At 36.5% G+C, this 19,713-nt stretch carries 14 protein-coding genes and 1 pseudogene; 3 read left to right on the forward strand and 12 right to left on the reverse strand.

Annotation, left to right across the window (positions count from 1 at the left end):
* Positions 1–7 precede the first annotated feature (7 nt).
* From C7958_RS00095 to C7958_RS00145, 11 genes and pseudogenes are all read right to left on the reverse strand, one after another.
* Positions 8–1,246, reverse strand: a complete 1,239-nt coding sequence (locus tag C7958_RS00095; protein ID WP_111570633.1) for an O-acetylhomoserine aminocarboxypropyltransferase/cysteine synthase family protein — start codon at positions 1,244–1,246, stop codon at positions 8–10.
* A gap of 114 nt (positions 1,247–1,360) precedes the next feature.
* The gene (locus tag C7958_RS00100; protein ID WP_243834260.1) at positions 1,361–3,715 is read right to left on the reverse strand and encodes a sulfurtransferase TusA family protein; all 2,355 of its coding nucleotides are present in this window, start codon (positions 3,713–3,715) and stop codon (positions 1,361–1,363) included.
* Between the two features lie 228 nt (positions 3,716–3,943).
* Positions 3,944–4,390: an RrF2 family transcriptional regulator gene (locus C7958_RS00105; RefSeq protein ID WP_111570635.1), complete on the reverse strand. Its 447-nt coding sequence runs from the start codon at positions 4,388–4,390 to the stop codon at positions 3,944–3,946.
* A gap of 149 nt (positions 4,391–4,539) precedes the next feature.
* Positions 4,540–4,833, reverse strand: coding sequence for a helix-turn-helix domain-containing protein (locus C7958_RS00110; RefSeq protein ID WP_111570636.1), 294 nt, complete (start codon positions 4,831–4,833; stop codon positions 4,540–4,542).
* A gap of 459 nt (positions 4,834–5,292) precedes the next feature.
* The gene (locus C7958_RS00115) at positions 5,293–7,806 is read right to left on the reverse strand and encodes a glycosyl hydrolase 2 galactose-binding domain-containing protein (RefSeq protein WP_111570917.1); all 2,514 of its coding nucleotides are present in this window, start codon (positions 7,804–7,806) and stop codon (positions 5,293–5,295) included.
* On the reverse strand, positions 7,793–10,066 hold the full coding sequence (locus tag C7958_RS00120; protein WP_243834262.1) for a glycoside hydrolase family 3 C-terminal domain-containing protein: 2,274 nt from the start codon (positions 10,064–10,066) through the stop codon (positions 7,793–7,795). The genes C7958_RS00115 and C7958_RS00120 overlap by 14 nt, the downstream gene beginning before the upstream one ends.
* Positions 10,067–10,084: 18 nt before the next feature.
* Complete coding sequence (locus tag C7958_RS00125; RefSeq protein WP_111570637.1) at positions 10,085–10,927, reverse strand: carbohydrate ABC transporter permease; 843 nt, start codon at positions 10,925–10,927, stop codon at positions 10,085–10,087.
* 17 nt (positions 10,928–10,944) lie between these two features.
* A complete protein-coding gene (locus C7958_RS00130; RefSeq protein WP_111570638.1) occupies positions 10,945–11,823 on the reverse strand; it encodes a carbohydrate ABC transporter permease in 879 nt (292 codons plus the stop codon).
* A 56-nt stretch (positions 11,824–11,879) separates the two neighbouring features.
* A complete protein-coding gene (locus tag C7958_RS00135) occupies positions 11,880–13,145 on the reverse strand; it encodes an extracellular solute-binding protein (RefSeq protein ID WP_111570639.1) in 1,266 nt (421 codons plus the stop codon).
* Positions 13,146–13,261: 116 nt separating this feature from the next.
* Entirely contained in the window at positions 13,262–14,296 is a 1,035-nt protein-coding gene (locus C7958_RS00140) for a LacI family DNA-binding transcriptional regulator (RefSeq protein WP_111570640.1), read from the reverse strand.
* A 549-nt stretch (positions 14,297–14,845) separates the two neighbouring features.
* Positions 14,846–15,028, reverse strand: a pseudogene (locus C7958_RS00145) (hypothetical protein); the annotation flags it as partial.
* A gap of 50 nt (positions 15,029–15,078) precedes the next feature.
* Here C7958_RS00145 and C7958_RS00150 point away from each other — a divergent pair.
* The 3 genes from C7958_RS00150 to C7958_RS00160 all read left to right on the forward strand — a co-directional run bounded on the left by C7958_RS00150 (position 15,079) and on the right by C7958_RS00160 (position 18,408).
* Positions 15,079–15,324: a response regulator transcription factor gene (locus tag C7958_RS00150; RefSeq protein ID WP_347877273.1), complete on the forward strand. Its 246-nt coding sequence runs from the start codon at positions 15,079–15,081 to the stop codon at positions 15,322–15,324.
* A gap of 383 nt (positions 15,325–15,707) precedes the next feature.
* Positions 15,708–16,955 carry a [FeFe] hydrogenase H-cluster maturation GTPase HydF gene (hydF, locus tag C7958_RS00155; protein ID WP_111570643.1) on the forward strand — a complete coding sequence of 416 codons (1,248 nt, stop codon included), beginning with the start codon at positions 15,708–15,710 and terminating at the stop codon, positions 16,953–16,955.
* A 25-nt stretch (positions 16,956–16,980) separates the two neighbouring features.
* Positions 16,981–18,408, forward strand: a complete 1,428-nt coding sequence (locus tag C7958_RS00160) for an aspartate ammonia-lyase (protein WP_111570644.1) — start codon at positions 16,981–16,983, stop codon at positions 18,406–18,408.
* An 85-nt stretch (positions 18,409–18,493) separates the two neighbouring features.
* Here C7958_RS00160 and C7958_RS00165 read toward each other — a convergent pair whose 3' ends face one another.
* Positions 18,494–19,597 carry a 5-methyltetrahydropteroyltriglutamate--homocysteine S-methyltransferase gene (locus C7958_RS00165; RefSeq protein ID WP_111570645.1) on the reverse strand — a complete coding sequence of 368 codons (1,104 nt, stop codon included), beginning with the start codon at positions 19,595–19,597 and terminating at the stop codon, positions 18,494–18,496.
* Positions 19,598–19,713: the final 116 nt, after the last annotated feature.

The following is a 19,713-nucleotide window of genomic DNA, read 5'->3' on the forward strand; positions in this document are numbered from 1 at the left end:
CCTCCAATTAGAGTGCTGCCAGCGCTTCTTTAAAATCTAAAATTATATCATCCGGGCTTTCGATTCCAACCGAAACTCTGATCAGGGCCGGGTTAACTCCCAACTGCTGCTGTTCAGTCTGACTCAGGCTGTGGTAAATCGTTGACTCAGGATGGACAACCAGAGTTCTCAGATCCCCCAGATTGGAAAGATTCCTGGCCAGCTCCAGCTTATTAATTAGCTTAAAAGCCTCACTTTTATTTCCCACCTCAAAAGTCAAAAGTCCACCAAAATGATTATCAAACTGTTCTGCTGCCAGCTCGTGGTAAGGACTTGTTTTAAGCCCCGGATAATTTACCTTTTTAACTCCAGGAGCAGACTGCAAAAATTCAGCCAGTTTCAGGGCATTACTGCAGTGTTTTTCCATCCTCAAGGGCAGAGTTTCCACACCCAGATTATTGAGAAAAGAATTAAAGGGACTTGCCACCGGACCCAGATTCCGAAAAATATCCTGCCTCAGTTTGGCCAGATAAGCAAAGGGTCCATATTTAAGATACTCTGTCAGCAGGGGATTATCAGTTTCAGCCCAGTTGAAATTCCCGGTATCAACAATCACTCCTCCGATAGAATTGGAGCTGCCGTTGATAAATTTAGAAGTAGAATGAACTACAATATCAACTCCATAATCCTTTGCCTGAAAAAGATAGGGTGTCATCAAAGTATTATCCAGGATCAGGGGCAGATTATGCTGATGAGCCAGTTCAGCCAGCTCCCTTATCTCAGGAATATCCAGTTTGGGATTGCCCACAGTTTCCAGGAAAATCAACTTAGTCCCGGAAGTAATTGCCGCTCTATACTCCTCCAGCTCAGTTGTTTCTACAAAATTACATTTAATTCCCCACTGTTTTAAATCTTTTTTGAAAAAATTGTAGGTTCCCCCAAAAAGACTGTTGCCGGCAATAATTTCATCGCCAGCTTCCACCAGCCCCAGCACCGCCGTTGCAATTGCAGCCATGCCGGAGGCTGTGCCCAGCGCTCCAATTCCATTTTCCAGTTCCTTCATCTTTTCTTCAAACTGATTATTGGTCGGATTACCAACCCGGGTGTAATTATATCCTTGAGCCTGTCCTTTAAAAACCTTTTCCAGTTCCTCAGCTGTTTCGTAAGCAAAGGCATTTGTCTGATAAATCGGGGGAGAAACCGCTCCTTTTTCGTCCTTACTTTTATTTTGTAAAACCTTTGTTTCAAATTGATAATCTCTACTCATCTTCTCACTCCTCTTACAATTTTTTTGAAATCAAGCTTAAATCAGGCTGCATTCGCCAGAAACTGGCCTTACTGCCTGCAGTTCACCAGCACCAGAACCAGTTTTGCCATTTAATTAATTGTCCTTTGCCTTTTTAACCCGCAGCAGATAATGGCCTTCAGCCTGTTTTTCCTGTTTGAGAATCTCATGCTCTTCATTTTCCAGACTGCGGGGCACATTTTTAATCGGCTCACCTTCGTCCAGGTAAAAGTCAACAATTTCTTCAGCCGGCAGCGGCTCCAGAAATAGTTTTGCCTTAACAAAATTAATTGGACACTGGACTCCTCTTAAGTCTTTGCGCCTGTACTGTTTTTTTTCTGCTGCAGCTGCCTTATTACTTTCGCTGCTTTTAGCAGCAGAATCTGAATCTGCCGAATCTTGCTCCTCAGTATTTTCAGCCACAGTTGCTTTCTCAATTGTAAACTCCAGACTTGAATTTAAAGAATTGAAAAGAGCTTCTAATCGTTCAATCAAATCTTTAATCTCCGGACTTAAACTCAATAGTTCTTCCTGGTCACCCAGTCGATAATCCAGAGCCTGTTCCAGCAGCTCCTCTTTTGCTGCGGCCACCCAGTCTTCTGCAATAAATTTCTTTTTAAACTCTTTAATGATTACTCTATCTTTTTCGGTGTCAACTCCGCGAACTATTAACAGTGAACGGGCAGCTGCAATAATCGCCTGATAGAGACTGTCGCTGTCCTCTTCAGCAATTCCCTGCTCATAGGCAGCTTTGGCCTGATCCAGATCCAGCCTCACAATCTCCAGCACACCAGTTCCACATTCTCCCGGTCCCCGTCCGGCCAGAGAAAAGTCCTCATTCTGGCCCCAGTCCTGATAAAAATCGGGATCCTTACTGTAAGCTGGGACTTCTGTATATTTCTGAGCCAGCTGAATAATTTCTGCCTGACCTCCAGTTTGCAGATAGTCATTAAACCTCTCCAGACTGTAATTTTCAGCTTTAGCCAGCTTTTTTGCCAGTTTAACTAAAAATGAAGGAATTCTTTTGGCAGGTAAATCAATAACTTTTTCCCCATAGTGAGTATTTTCCTCACTCACTTCTGCTCCCAGCAGGAGTGAATAATAGGGGATTAGCCTCCCATTTTCCCTTCTGGCTTTACCTTCAAAAGCAATCTTCCCGATATGGTGCTGGCCGCAGGAGTTGGGGCAGCCGCTGATATAAATCTGGGGTAAAAGTTCTCGCTTTTGCTGCTCAATTTCTAAAAGATTTTCTCTGATAGCTTCTGCCAGATTTGGAGAATGGCAGAGTCCAAGCCGACAGGTGGATGCTCCCTTACAGGCAACTGCTGATAGTGCCGCCGAATCAAGCAGGCTCTCATTGACTGCAGCTAAATCTTCTTTTAAATCTTCCAGCTGAGAACTGTCTACACCTCTTAAAAGCAAACCCTGCTTATTGGTAGTTCTTAGGCTGAGATCATATTTCTCAAGCAGCTGAATCAAATCGATTACTTCCTGATACTTCAGGTCTCCATTGAGTGGATTTAGATTCAGAACATCAGCTGCTTTTCCAGCTTTAATTTCATCTTTATAATAGTCAAGATCAGTAAATTTCAGCTCTCCGATCTCAGCTTCTGCTTTAACCTCGTTAAAGTATTCCAAAAATAATTCTTTAAATTTAGCTTCTCCAAAACGACGGCGGACAAAACGAAGACGCGCCTGATGTCTGTTATTACGGTCACCATAGCGGTCAAATAATCTTTTGATTGCCTCTGCCACCGCAAAAATCTCATTTTCTGCCACAAAATCAAGCAGCTTAAAAGCCACTGCCGGCTGATTCCCCATGCCCCCGGCTGCATAAACCTTAAAACCCCGACGGCCATCCTGGAGAGTAGCGATAAAACCCAGGTCATTAATTGTTGCCAGACCCTGGTCCTGATGGCTGACTGAAAAAGCAATCTTGTATTTTCGAGGTAAATTAAAGGAAGAACGATCTCCCAGCAGATATTCACTTAAAGCCAGACAGTGAGCAGTTGTATCAAATCTACCTGCCGGATCAACACCTGCTGCAGGAGAGTTCATTATATTACGAACTGTATTACCTCCACCACCACGGGGACTCAGTCCAGCCTCCAATAATTTAGCCAGGATTTCTGCACTGTCATCTATCTCAATCTGATGCAGCTGGATATCCTGTCTGGTAGTAAAATGAAGATAGCCGGCACCATACTCTCTACTCAGCTCAGCCAGCAGCTTAAACTGCTCTGCTGTCAGAAAACCTCCCGGAATTCTAACTCGAACCATATACTTTTCTTCTGCTGAATCACCCCGCTGGCCGTAAACTCCCATTGGCACCCGATATCCTTTAAACCTCGCAGCTGATAAATCACCTGCTAAAAACTGTTTTAAATTTTCTTCAAACTTTGCTGTATCTTCCCTGATTGTCTCCGGTATTCTAAACACTGCCTCACTCATTAATCTCACCCTCTCAATTTTAAATATGAAAATCCCCATCAGATTATTCGGTATTAACTTAAAAATAATAATACAGGATATTTGGACCTATGTCAATAAAAATGTAAGATATTTTACAAATTGTTCAAAGAAATGTTCATTTATGTTCACCTACCCGGTGCGTGAACATAAATGAGCATAAAAAAGAGAAGCCTGTTCAGCTTCTTCTTTAATTAAAGCGGTATTATTTTAAATATAGTACATATAACCTTCATTATTTTCTTTTTTAAGTTCTAAAGTTCTTTCTTTTAAGTCAGCCAGAGTAATAGATTCCAGCAGCTGGTAAAGATTTGATTCCATCTTAGTCCAGAGTTCCTGGGCCATCTGCTGGTAAAGTTCTTCTTCCGAATGTTTTTCTGGTTCGGCTTCCGGGGCCAGCCGCCCCTCTATTACCTGCATGATATCCTTAACCGTTATTTCTTCTGGAGACCGGGTCAGTAAATAGCCACCGTGGGCTCCGCGCACACTTTTTATTAGATTCGCCTTTTTTAATCTGGCAAATATCTGCTCTAAATATCTTTCTGAGATATTCTGTCTCTCAGAGATTTCTCTTAAAGGAAGGGCAGATTTATTAGCATTTACTGCCAGATCGACCAGGGCTCTGAGAGCATATCTTCCCTGTGCTGAAATTTCCATAGCAAAATTCTCCTTCTGTTAATTTATTTCTAAAAGTATTGATTATTCCAGTATTAATATTATAATTGACTTTGATTCATGTCAAGCTAATTTCCATTTTTTTCAAAATAAATAAAGAATAATCTCTCCTGCTGCAGTGAGATTATAAATTAAACTAAATCTATTTTTACCTTCCTATTCAAAGCCTTTGCTATTCTATTAACTGTCTTAATTCTTGGCTCGCTCTCACCATTTTCTATTCTGGATATAACTGACTGTTTCATTCCCGCTCTAGCAGCCAATTCCTCCTGTGATAAACCTTTATCTAACCTTAATAACAATATCTTTTTCCTTAATTCATAAACAGGATCAAGTCCCTCAACTGTATCTTTTAGATCATTTCTATCTTTAATTAATTCTTTAAAAGAATCATCCTTATTTCTAATTCCATATTTATTTCCCATTATATTTTAAACCTCCCAGATAATTAATATTGTTAAATATATATCAAAAATAACAGCCACCGCCAATCGTCAAAATAAATATCAGATTTATTAATTTCAATTTACTTTATTCTATATTAATTATAACTTATTAGTCATTAATTATCAAACAATTTATGATTAGTTAACATATTTTTGCTTATTGTAGGCTAAATTTACCGGGAATTGCAAAGTAGTATTCCCGAAAGTTACAAACTAAAATTCCCTATTATTGCAGGATAAAAATCTTAACTCTAAACAAGGTGTGTGCATTGTTACAATAAAAAATTCCCAGCACCTGATAAAAGATACTGGGAATTATTGTTATCTATATTTTCTACTTTTAAGGGGCAATTCAAGACAATCTTTGATATTTTAGATTTAATTCTATCTATTTTATTATTGAATTTGAATAGTTATTTATTTTTTGATCAATATTTTTTATTTACAACTAAAGATTTTACTATTCATTGAGCTTACAGTTAAATCATCAATTTTAATTTTTTCTCCTTTTAAATGCTTTACTTTAATTTCTTTTTCTTCTCCTGCTATCAGGTCAAAATAATTATCAGAGAAAACTATTCCTGCCTGAGGAATTTCTAACTTTACCAGACGGGCATGTTTGTCTGAACTAACCTTCAAAGAATTATTTAACTTATCAACTTCAATTTTCAGGCTGCATTCTGGAAATTCCAAATTCTTATTATCTCTTAAATAATATAGTTTGTCTGGAGTCAGATTGTCAGCAGAACGAAGCCTGATCACAGCTTCTGAAGCTAATTTGCCATGTAGTACTTCTTTTTCCTGATAACTTTTTATTAATTTTGAATCTGTTCCATCAATTTTAATCATAAATTCTTCTTCATAGATCTGACTACCTTCAAAATCTAGAATTTCAAAACTAATTTGAGCTTCTATCATTTCTCTAAAGTCATTTGTCAGCCAGAATTCAATATTTGATTCCCGATCATGATTTATTGATAAAAGGAATGGATGATAAAATTTCTTAGCATAGTAGTAAGCTGCTTTCGGTAATAAATAATAATCAATCACTGACCAGCTTGTACCGGGCCAGGAATCATTTAACTGCCAGAAGAGAGTTCCACTAGTTTTTGGTCTTCTCCTTCTATAGTGTTCAATACCACACTGCAGTCCCACTGCCTGAGTCAGCATCGAATAATTTAAATATTGATCAATATTCTCAGGCCTGCCGGTATAACCCTCCATTAATAAAATACCTTTTTCATGATGAACATCTTTATTTCGATAGTCCATTTCATCACTACCCCAGTAATATTTCCCTTCAGGTATATTATCACTTAAAGTATATTTATTTGCAGAAGCATGCATCCCAAATTCGCTAACAAAGTTTGCTCTATCTTTCTTAAAGTTTTTAAAGGATACCCCTTCAACACTAAAATCTTCTTTGACCTCTTCTCCAAATTTGCGTGGTTCTATTAATCCATGCCAGACCTGCCAGTTATGCTGATCACCGACATCAGGATCATTGTGATCATTACCACCATAAGGAGAACTGGGCCAGTAAAGACGGTCGGGATCCAATTCAGATAACATTTCTGGCATCAATTCGTCATAAATTTTTTCACCATAAAATCTGTAATCTACTTCTCCCATTGAATATTTTTTTTCATGGATCCAGTGATTTTCATTATTTCCACACCAGATAGCAAGACAGGTTTCATTTCTTAACCTCTTAACAACTGATTCAATCTCATTTTTAACATTTTCCATAAAGTTCTTATTATAGTCAGGATAAACAGCACAGGCAAACATAAAATCCTGCCAGACTAAAATACCATTTTTATTACACTCTTCATAAAAAACGTCTTTCTCGTAAATTCCTCCTCCCCAGACTCTCAACATATTCATATTAGCTTCCCGGGCAAGGCTAACTAATGACTGATAACGAGAATCTTCTACTGAGGCAAAAAAGTTGTGGACAGGAATCCAGTTAGCACCTTTAGCAAATAATTTAACTCCATTCAGCACAAAGGTAAAGACATCTTCTCCTTTTTTATTTTTCTGTTCTACCTCTACTGTTCTGATTCCAAACTCCTTTTGATAGGAATCCAGTTTTTTATTTTCAGAAAATAATTCTACTTTAAGTTCATATAAAAACGGCTCTCCCAGATCATTAGTCCACCACAATTTAGGATTCTCAACCTTTAATTTAAAATTAGCCTTATCCTTCATCAGTGTCTTTTCCAACTCATAAACTTTTTCATCACCAGTAAAGCTGGCCTTAATCTTTAAATCTTCACTTTTAGTAAAATTATCAATCTCAAGATCAATCTCTATTTCTGCAGTATTATCTGTAATCGATAAAGTTTTTGCATAAACACTATTAATAACTGCTTTTTTAGCTTTTATAAGTTTAACTTCTTTCCAGATTCCTGCTGTTACTAAACGCGGACCCCAGTCCCAGCCGAAATTCATCTGAGCTTTTCGAGCCCAGGGACGTTCTTTACCATAATTGCCCCACATTTCAAGATTATGAATTGTATGTTCACTAACTGGCTCAAACTTAACTGCCAGAGTGTTTTTACCATCAACAATTTCTTTAGTCACATCGAAAGTATGAGAGATAAACATATTATTAGTACTCCCAATCTTGAGACCGTTTAAATAGACATCAGCAAAAGTATCTAAACCTGCAAAAATTAAATCTAATCGCTCATCTGCCGCCAGTTCATCTTTGTATTCAAAAGTGGTTCTATACCACCAGTCCTGATCTTCTATCCACTGGCATTTTTGGTCATTGTGTCCGTAAAAAGGATCATCAATAACTTTGTGTTCTATCAGTGTACTATGTACATCTCCTGGTACATCTGCTGACATCCAGAATCTATCTAGAGTTTTTGGAGAAGCAATTTCTAGATCATTCTTCTCTCCCGGCCTAAAATATTTTAACTTCCATTTTTTATTTATTAGAATAATAATCACCTCTAAGCATATTATAATTTAATACTATTTTTTCGATTTCCTGTTGACTAACCAGTTCATCACTTAAAAAATCCAGTCTATATAGTGGTCTTTCTGTAATATATGTGTTTTCTTCGTTTTCCAGATAATCCATTTGTTCTGCTGATAAAATCTCAGCTAATACTTTTTTACCTAACGGCTCAGCAAGCCAGTCCAGAACTGGATCATCAGTACTTAAAATATGTGCTATCTCTTTTGACTTTATTTTGATTGCCGCACTTAACCTGATATCCTGCACAGAGCTTGCTATAATAATTTTGTATTCATCTTCTTCTACAACCCAGTCTTTTAATTCTGGGTTGAAATAAGCAAAATCTCGATAAGAAAGTTTAAATTTAATGGTTTCACTTTCTCCTGGTTTTAAACTCACCTTTTTAAATTTTTTAAGCTCTTTTTCCGGACGGTCATAATAAGGATTATTTTGTGAAACATAGAGCTGAATAACTTCTTTTCCAGCCAGTTTACCAACATTTTTTAAGTCAAATTCAACTTCCACCTCATCCTCTGCCCAGACCTCCTTATCTAAAATTAAATTTGTATATTCAAACTCAGTGTAAGAAAGACCGTGTCCAAAGGGGAATTGAGGCTCAATTTTTTTCTTTTCGTAATATCTATAACCTACATAAATACCTTCTGCATAATTAACTTCCTCATTTACTCCAGGGAAATTAAGATAAGAAGGATTATGCGCTAAAGAAAGTGGAAAAGTCTCAGCAAGCTTCCCGGAAGGATTAACCTTCCCCTTAATTACATTAACTATCGCTTTTGCCCCTGCCTGTCCGGGCAGCCATCCTTCTAAAACAGCAGGAACTTTGTCAATCCAGTCAGATATATTTACAGCTGAACCGTTATTTAGCACTACTATAAGATTTTTATTAACTTCTGCAACAGCTTTAATTAACTTATTCTGTCTTTCTGGTAAATTAATATTCTTACGATCAAAACCTTCTGATTCAAATTTTTCAGGAATTCCAGCAAAAATAATAACATAATCCGATTTAACAGCTTTCTTTATAGCCTCATCAATTTGACTTTCTAAATTCTGATCGTTATTATAGCCGGAGGCATAGTTTAATTCTACAGCAGGCGGAATTGAATTTTTGATTTCTGATAAACCATCAGCTAAAATATATGGAGTAACCTTTGAACTTCCATTTCCCTGATAACGAGGATTAACAGCCATCTCGCCAATTACGGTAATTGAACTCATATTATTAAAATCCAGCGGCAGTAACTTATTCTCATTTTTCAACAATACCACAGACTCTTCAGCTGCAGTTTGTGCTATTTTGTCATGTTGATCATAGTCAACAGTTATTCTTTCTGGTGACGATTTAAATACTGTCTTCAAAACTCGTTTTACAGATTGATTTAAAATCTCTTCTTTCAGTTCCTTTTTATCCAGCTGCATCTGAATTTTTTCTTTATTGACTCTGGAAGGTCCAGGCATTTCCAGATCAAGACCAGATTTTAATGCTGCTGCCCGATCATGGATCGCCCCCCAGTCAGAAATAACTAAGCCCTGGTATCCCCATTCAGCTCTTAAAATCTGATTTAAAAGATAATCATTCTGAGTAGCTGGAGTTCCATTAACCCGATTATAAGCAGCCATAACAGTCCAGGGTTCTGCCTCTTTAACCACCCGTTCGAATGCCAGCAGATATATTTCTCTTAAAGCTCTTTCTGCTACTTCTACATTAACCGAAAATCTTTTATATTCCTGATTATTGCAGACATAGTGTTTTAATGAAGTACCAACTCCTTGATCCTGGACCCCCTTAACAAAGCAGGAAGCCAGATCTGCTGTTAAAATTGGATCTTCAGAAAAATATTCAAAATTTCTCCCACCTAAAGGAGATCTTTTGATATTTACTCCTGGCCCCAGAATAATGTTGACACCTAAACTCTTTGCCTCCTCTGCCAGAGTCTCTCCCACCTGATATAAAAGTTCTTTATTCCAGCTGGAAGCAAGAGCAGAAGCAGTTGGGAAACAGGTAGTTTTTTTATTGGAAGTAGCTCCAAATTCATTTATCTCGACCACATAGCGCAGACCATGAGGACCATCTGACATCACAATAGCTGGTATGTTCAGCCTTTTTATTTCTTCTGTAGTCCACATACTTGCACCACTGCATAGTTTAATTTTTTCTTCTAATGTTAATTCGGCTATCAGCTCATCTATTTTTTTGTCTATATCTATATTATTTTCCAAAGTCCTTCCTCCCTGTACTTAACCTTTTACCGCTCCTGCACTCATACCTTTTACCAACTGATCTTCCATCAATAAATAAATTGCAATAATCGGAACTAAGGCCATAGATAATCCAGCCATCTGCATTCCATAATCAGTACTAAATTGACCTGAGAACAAAGAAAGACTTAAAGGTAAAGTCATTAATTTATTGTCATTAATTAAAACTAAAGCAAAAGAAAATTCATTCCAGTTATAAACAAAATTCAAAATTCCCACTGTTGCCAGAGCCGGTCTGGTCATTGGTAAAATAATCGACCAGAAAATTCTAAGATAACCTGCTCCATCAACAATTGCAGCTTCTTCTACTGCTTTCGGTAAACTTTTCATAAAACTGCTCAAAATAAAAATAGTTAAGGGCAGGTTAAAAGCAACATAAGGTAAAATTAGTGATGCTCTGGTATTAACAAGCCCAATATTTCGCATCAAAATAAAAATAGGGACTAAAGTACCATGGATTGGAACTAAAAGGCCAAAAATAAAAAAACTATAAATTAATTTTTTACCAGGAAATTCAAAACGAGAAATAAAGTATGCTGCTAGAGAACCAATAGATACAGTAATCAAAACAGCAATACCAGCTACAATAAAACTATTCATAAAACTCCTGCCCAGAGATACCGCATTCCAGGCTCTAGTGTAATTACTCAGCATCAATGACTTTGGCAGTGAAAATGAATTGATAGAAATCTGATTTTCGGTTTTAAACGAGTTCATAACCATCCAGAAAATCGGATATATATTTATTAAAGCAAAAAATATCAAAATTGCATATGTAGCATATTTTTTCAATTTATCTAGTTTTTTAATTTTATTACTCATGACTACCTCCTTTTAATTTAGTCTCCAAATTTAGCAAAAAGATTTCTGACTATAGTAACTAAAACAATACCAAATATCACAATAAATATTGAAACCGCACTTCCATAACCAAATTTCATTCCATTAAAGGTATTGTCATACATATGTATCGCCATCACTTCTGTGGCATGTGAGGGACCACCATTTGTCATTACATAAATCAAAGCAAAAGTTTTAAGGCTGCCGCTAATACATAAGACTACTGCAGCTAAAATCGAATCTTTAACTAAAGGAATTGTTATATATAATGTTCTTTTCCAACCCTGAGCTCCATCAATTTTTGCAGCCTCTAAAATTTCATCCGGTACTGTCTGTAAGGCCGCCAGAAATATAATAAAATAAAGACCAACAAACTGCCAGATTATAACAGCAGCTACAGAAAACATTGCTATATCTGGATCGCTTAACCAGTTCTGGATCCATGATTCCAGTCCTACAAAACTTAAAATATTATTTAAAAGTCCAAAATTATAATTATATACCATACTCCAGACTAAAGAAATAATTACGGCCGAAATTACTACTGGCATAAAGATAATTGTTCTAAAAAAATGTCTTCCTTTTATTTTCTGATTCACAAGCAAAGCTAATAAAAAACCTATTGGTACCTGTCCCAGTACTGAAGCCAAAACAACTACCATATTATTTTTTAAAGAACGCCAGAAAATATTATTTCCAAACATTTCAGCATAATTTTCTAAACCTACAAATGAAGGGGGAGAAAAACCATTCCACTCAACTAAAGAATAGCGAGCAGAAATAAAGATTGGAATAATTACAAAACCTAGATAGAGTAAAAAAGCTGGCAAAATACCAAGATATATTAGTTTTTTCTTATGCTTATAAATATGTTCCACTTTCTAAACCTCCTGAATAAAAGGGGGAGGTTTTTCCTCCCCCTTAATTATTTATTCTATAAGTTATCCTGCATCTGTTGAGCTAACTCTTCTGATGTCATTTCTCCTGTAGTTAATGACTGCAGACCATTATTAATTGTTTGAATTAAATTAATAGGTAAGACAGCATCATAAACTGGTCCAATTTGATGTTCATTGACTAAATTAATAACATCCTGGAACTGAGGTGAAATATCAGCAGGTAGATCAACTTTTGCTGGCACAAATGATCCTGTTCTTAAAAGATCTACATATGTTTCTTCGGAGTAGAAAAACTTCAGAAACTTAATTGCAGCTTCTTTTTGTGCTTCAGAAAGGCCGGATCTAATTGAAAAAGCACTTCCTGTAACTCCAGATAAAGCTTTAGGAGCTACTTCTCCTTCAATTTGAGGGAATGTTGCAATTCCAACATTCATATCTTCTTCTTTAGCAGTTTCTATTACTCCACCAATATCCCAGGCTCCACCAAAGAACATTGCAGCTCTTTTCTGATAAAATGCCTGTCTCATTTCCATATCATTTAAACTATTAGCATCTTTATTGAAGTATCCTTCGTCAGCAAGCTCTTTTATAACATCAAGTGCTTTAATAAAAGCAGGGTCAGTAAATTTGCGTTCTCCTGCTAAAACATCTTCTAAATAATCAATTCCTGTCAATCTATCTCCGATAGTTGAAATATAAATTGACTGCAGTACCCATTTAGCTTTATTACCTAAAGAAATTGGAACAATATCATTTTCCTTAAGAGCGTCTCCCATCACTTTGAATTCTTCGTATGTTTCAGGCCATTCTGTATAGCCCGCTTCTGCTAGCATATCTTTATTATAGAAGGCAAAGTGAGTATAATTTACTTTAGCGGGAATTGCATAAACTTTATCATTAAAAGTATATGCAGAAAGACTATCTCTTGGAATTAAATCATCAGTCCAGTAGTCAATTATTCCTTCTAAATCCATTAATAATCCTGCTTCAACTAGAGGCTGCACTTCAGATCCTGGATATGTCTGCATAATATCAGGAATTTGACCCCCGGCTGCTTGAGTTCTCAGTTTAGTTCTATAACTATCATTTGGAATAACCTGAATCTTAAGTTTTATATTTGGATTGTTTTCCTGAAACTCTTCGATTTTAGGCAGTAAAACTTCACTTGCAAAAGCATCCTGACCTGTCCAGGCATGCCACATCTCTAATTCAACAGTTTCCTGAGCCATTACTGAACTTGTAAACAAAATTCCAACAATTAAAACTATAAAAATAATCAGACTATTTTTTTTATTAATCACATTAATACCTCCCTGGTTTTTAAAACATTAAAAAGCCAAAATCAACTGATATTTCAAAACTGATATATCACCTCCGATAAAATTTAATGGCTTATAAGCTTATAATGTTATAATTTTTATATAGTATCTGTTGATTCCCTTGTGATGAGTTCAACAGGTATAACTATCTTTCTAGTTTTTGCAGCCGGGTTTTTAATTAGTTTATATAATCTTTCCATTGCAGTAAGTCCCATTTCCTGTTTAAATATTCTAACAGTTGTTAAAGATGGAGTAATATGTCTTCCAGTTTCAATATCATCAAAACCGCAAACAGAAAAATCCTCAGGAACGGAAAAACCAGCATCCTGAATTGCTTTAATTACACCAAGAGCTCTTGAATCATTCACAGCAAAAAAGGCTGTAGGCAAATCCTTTTCTTCTTTTAACATTTTTGATACAACTTTATAAGCACTTTCTGTTCCATAAGTTGAGTCCCCAATCTTTATAAACGAATCTTTTACTTCTAAAGCATGATTTCTCAAGCTGTTAATATAACCAGTATATCTTTCTTCAAAAGAAGTATTGTCTAACGGTCCTGAAATAAAGGCTATATCTTGATGTCCCAGCTCAAGCAAATGGTTCATCATCTTTTTTGCACCAGCAATATTATCATTCAAAATACAATCAATATTTTCCTGCCAGAAATGATTATCAATAACAACAACAGGCATTCCAGCTTCTTTAATTTCCATAATTAGCTTTTCATCAATCAGATAACCTATAAATACCATTCCAGCAATGTCCTGACTGGAAATCATTTCATCTATTATTTTTTTATCTTTTTTACTTTCTCCAGTTATTGATTTAATTAACAGTTCATAATTGTGACTTTTAGTAAAATTTTCTAACCCCAGAGCTATCTGAGCATAAAAAGGATTACCTAAAATACCACCCTGTTTATCCAGACGATTATTAAAAATCGTAGCAATATATTGAGACTTCTGGTTTAAATCTTTATTATATTTTCTAAACTCATAACCCATTTCAGAAGCAGTATCTAAAACAACAGACCGGGTTTGAGCAGAAATATTACCCTTTTCGTTAATAACTCTTGAAACTGTTGAAACAGAAAATCCAGTTTTTTCTGCAATATCACTTAATGTAGTTGGCATAATTCAATCCTCCAATTAAAATTTATGCAAAAAAATATTTTTGCTTAAATAATTTTATTAATATTCAAATAACATTTAATGATAATCATCCCTGTTATTACAACAAATATATGTTTAAAATAATTTTGATAACTTGTTTTTAACTCACTATATGAAAATTCTAACACAAACTTTTACGCAAATCAAGCAAATTATATATTTAATTTGCGCAAAATTTATATTATTTATGCAAAAGTATGAAAATTAGCTCATTAATTAGGCTTTATTATATTCTTTTATCAATAATAATTATTTACACAAACAAAAACTACAGCAAAAATATTCTGCTGCAGTTTTTATCAAATATTAAATTTACGATTAAATTAACAAAATTTTTTTCTAGACACCAAACAGTCTTACCTATAACAAAACCACTATTTTTTTAGCTTCCTGATCCGGAATGATTTTAATGCCATTTTCAATTTCCTCCACTTTACCATTGTCAACTTTTTTATAATCCCAGATATTATTCAGCACAATTGAATAATCTTGAGCTGCATTTTCAACTTAAATTACTTCTCCACTTAAAAAAATAGTCCAGCAACCTTCTGGCAAATAGTATTTAACTTTGCCATCTTCATTAAATACCGGAGCAACCATTAAAGAATCACCGAGCATAAACTGTCGATCCAGATAGTCACAGCCAGGATCATCCTGAAATTCTAAAAGCATTGGCCTTAAAACAAGAGTTCCAGTATAAGATTAATAAACTTCAGCCGGATATTATAATCACAGATATCAGAATGCCCGAAATGAATGGTCTTGAAATGGCAGAAGAAATCCGAAAAAATAACCAGAAGACTAAAATAATTGTACTCAGCGGTTACGATAAATTTGAGTATGCCAAAAAATTAATTAAAGAAAATAGGGAGATTAAATTTTATCAAATTGCTGAAGCTGTAGGCTTTAATGATTATAAATATTTTTCTACTATTTTTAAAAAATACACCGGAACAACTCCCAGTAAATATAAAAATAATTTATATTAATAATAAATTATACTGCCATTGTTTAATCCCTTCGTTAGATAATGTGAATAGTTGTACATTATGCTGATTAATGATATAATTAATCCCAGAAAATAATCCAGCAGAACTTTAAGTCTGGTAATAGTATTCTTCCTGAGTCCAGGGCAGCTGCCTGAAACAGGGGAAGGGTCTTTATAAAATCTGATTTTTTATCAGCTATATTTCATAAAGCAGCCCTATCCCTATTCAATATAGAGGATAGTTTTTTTATTTAAGCTGATTTTAAGTAAAAAGATAGATTATTTAGCTATCACAACTTGCTTAACAAATTTAGACTATCAATATGCTCTTTGTCATGTTTTTATAAATTTTTTTACTAACATTTATTAGAGAGGTGAAAGATTATGCAGGAAACACCGAAAGGTAATCGACCGCACATTGGAGTTTTTGGACGCAGAAACGCAGGTAAATCAAGTTTGATTAACAGTCTAACTAATCAGGACCTGGCTCTTGTTTCCAGTATTCCCGGAACAACAACTGATCCCGTTTATAAAGCAATGGAACTCCTGCCCCTTGGTCCCGTAATCATAATCGACACAGCAGGTATCGATGATACTGGTGAGCTGGGCGAGCTGAGAGTAAAGAAAACTCTGGAAGTTATCAGGAAAACTGATCTGGCAGTTCTTGTAATTGATCCTGAGCAAAAAATTGGTGATTATGAGTCCGATCTGCTGAATAAATTTTCCGAATCAGAGACTCCAGTAGTTCTCTGTCTGAATAAAATTGATTTAGAAACTGAAAAAGAAACTTTAATTAACAAAATAAAAGAAGAATATCAGCTGCAGGCTGTGCCAGTCAGTGCAGCCACAGGAGCAGGAATTGAAAATTTACGTGATCAGATAGCAGATAAAATGCCTGCTGACACGGAAGAAGCATTTATTGTAGGAGATCTGGTTGACCCGGGTGATACTATTGTACTGGTAACTCCTATTGATCTCGCAGCTCCCAAAGGGAGACTAATTCTACCTCAAGTTCAGACTATTCGCGATGTACTTGATCATGATGGAATAACTATGGTCTGTAAAGAAAGAGAATTAAAGCTAACTCTGGATAAATTAAAAGAAGCTCCTAAACTGGTAATCACAGATTCTCAGGCTTTTATGAAAGTAGATGCAGATGTACCTGAAGATATTCTGCTGACAGGCTTTTCAGTTCTATTTGCCCGCTACAAAGGTGATCTGGAGATCTTCCTCCGGGGAGCCAGAAGGTTAGAAAAACTGCAGGCAGGTGATAAAATTTTGATTGCTGAAGCCTGTACCCACCGCCGTCAGGCTGATGATATCGGAACTGTTAAACTGCCCCGCTGGCTGAGATCAAAGGTCGGCGCTGACTTAGAGTTTGACCATGTTTCCGGTAGAGATTATCCAGACAATTTAACTGATTATGATCTTATACTTCACTGTGGTGGCTGTATGCTGAATCGAAAAGAAGTGATTTCCCGCCTGCAAGAGGCAGATCAGGCAGGAATCCCGGTAATTAATTATGGAATGGCAATTGCCCAGCTGCACGGTATTCTTGACAGAGCTTTAAAACCCTTTCCTGCCGCCTATCATCTCTGGCTGGAAATGAAAGATGAGACAGCTTTAGTTTAAACCCTTTCTAAATAAGGAGGAAATAATGCTTAAAGACGAAACTAATAACTCAGCCAGAAATATCAGGACTGAGGAAGACAGTATCGGCAAAAAAGAAATTTCTGCTGCAGCCTATACAGGTATCAATACTGCCCGGGCCCGGGAAAATTTTTCTATCAGCCGGGAAAGTGTTCATCCAGAGTTAATTAAGGCTATTGTAATGGTTAAACAGGCAGCAGCATTAACCAACCAGGAACTTGGACTGCTTGAGCCAGAAAAAAGCGATGCCATTGTTAAAGCTGCAGCAGAGATCACAGCAGGTAAGTTAAGTCAGGAATTCAAACTGGAGGCACTGCAGGGAGGAGCCGGAACCTCAACCAATATGATGGTCAATGAGGTAATTGCCAACCGGGCTCTGGAGATTCTGGGCCATAAAAAAGGTTCTTATCAAATTATCCATCCCAATGATGATGTTAATCAGGGCCAGTCAACAAATGATGTCTACCCAACTGCTCTCAGAATTGCAGTTTTAAAACTGCTGCAGCCGCTTACTGAATCTGCGGCCAGTCTGCAGCAGGCACTGCAGGAAAAAGAAAAAGAATTCGCTGCCATAATTAAGCTGGGCAGAACCCAGCTTCAGGATGCAGTTCCCATTACTCTGGGGCAGGAATTTTCTGCCTATGCAGAAGCTGTCAATAGAGACCGCTGGCGCCTGTATAAAATTACAGACCGCCTTAAAAAAATAAATCTGGGAGGAACTGCAGTTGGAACCGGGCTCAATACTTCCCGCAGCTATATTTTTAAGATAGCCAAACATATACGGCAGATTAGTGGTTTAAGCCTCTCTCATTCTGAAAATATGATAGATATAACCCAGAACATGGATCTATTTGTTGAAGTCTCCGGCTTATTAAAAGCTACAGCTGTTAATCTGAATAAAATTGCCAGTGATCTGAGGCTGCTGGCTTCAGGACCAGCAGGTGGAATTGGAGAAATAAAGCTGCCGGCAGTTCAGGCAGGTTCTTCTATTATGCCGGGAAAGGTTAATCCGGTAATCTGTGAGCTGATTAATCAGCTGTCAATTGAAATAATCTGCAGTGACCAGGCAGTAACCATGGCAGCCAGAGACGGTCAGCTGGAACTGAACGCCTTTTCCCCACTTATCGCTCATAAAATTTTAAATATGCTCGAAATGATGCGAAAGGGAATAGATAAATTTATTAATAAATGTATTCAGGGAATTGAGGCCAATCCGGATAGATGCAAAAATTTACTGGAAAGCAGTCTGGCTGTAGTTACAAGTTTAGTTCCCTATATTGGTTATGATCAGGCCAGCAAACTGGCTGAAGAGGCTATGGAACGGGACAGGACTCTAAAGGAATTGGTTTTAGAAAAAAATCTTTTAAGTCCACAAAAGCTGGTAGAAATCTTAAAAACAGAAAAAATGACTTCACCAGGCCTAGTAAAAAATTAACAAATAAAATAACCCCACCTTAAAAGCACCTGTTAAAAAATAGTGCTTAAGGTGGGTTTTAACACTCACAGCTGTTTTCAAATTTTCAGCCCCAGATCTCTTCTGCAATTTCAACAATTAATTTTAACTTCTGCCACTGATCTTCCTGACTCAGCTGATTACCATGATGGGTAGAAGCAAAACCACACTGAGGACTGAGGCAGAGCTGACTAAGAGGTATATATTCTGCTGCCTGCCTGATCCTGGCTTTTACTTTTTCTTTATCCTCCAGCTGACCATCCTTGGAAGTAATTAGACCCAGCACTACCTTTGTCTTTCCTTCAGGAATGTACTTTAAGGGTTCAAAACCACCTGAACGCTGATCATCGTATTCCAGAAAAAAACCATCTACCTTTTCCCTGGCAAATAAAGTAGGGGCAATTAAATCATAACTGCCAGAAAAAGCCCAGCTTGACTTATAATTCCCCCGACAGAGATGAGTAGTTAGCGATAGATCAGGCGGCTTCACTTCAAGTACACCATTGACCACTTCTAATGCCAGTTCAATTAGATATTCTCGTGAGAATGGCGCGTCTTGATAAGAAATATCGGGAGAAGAAAGACTGGCAATATAAACATCATCAAACTGCAGATAGCGAACTCCAGCCTCGTAAAAAGCTTTAAGTGCATCCTGATAGGTCTCAATTATATCCTGTGCATAGTCTTTAATATCTGGATAAATTTCTGAATTCCTAATTCCAAAATGAAACAGCTGATTGGGACTCGGGATTGTCTGTTTAGCTGCTGCCCTTCCGTCAACAATTTTATTAAATTCTTTAAAATACTTAAGAAAAGAATGATCAGAATTAAAACTAATTTTACCAGTATTACGGACATCATAGGCTTCTGTTTCCAGGTCAGCAAACTGATAACCTTTTTCCGGTACATACCCTTCAAAACCATTCAACTCTTCCAGAAAGTCAAGGTGCCACCAATCACGTCTAAACTCACCATCTGTAACAAGTTTAAGTCCGGCTTCCAGCTGTTTATTTACCGCTTTTTCTACTTCTTCTCTTTCAATCTGATGCAGTTCAGCTGCTCCTATTTTCCCTTGCTTAAAATTACTTTTAGCTTTCAACAGCCTCTTCGGCCTCAGTAAACTTCCAACATGATCAGCCCGAAAAGGTGCCTGAATTTGATCTGCTCCCATAATTAAAACTCCTCCTCTTAAAAATTTTACTTTACTTAAGTATATCATTTTAAGCAGTTTTTTCCAATTATCAGAGCAGGACAGCATAATTTTTACTGAAAGAGCAAAATATATAT

The sequence above is a fragment of the Halanaerobium saccharolyticum genome, assembly GCF_003259895.1.
In the GTDB taxonomy this organism is placed as follows: Bacteria; Bacillota; Halanaerobiia; order Halanaerobiales; family Halanaerobiaceae; genus Halanaerobium; species Halanaerobium saccharolyticum_A.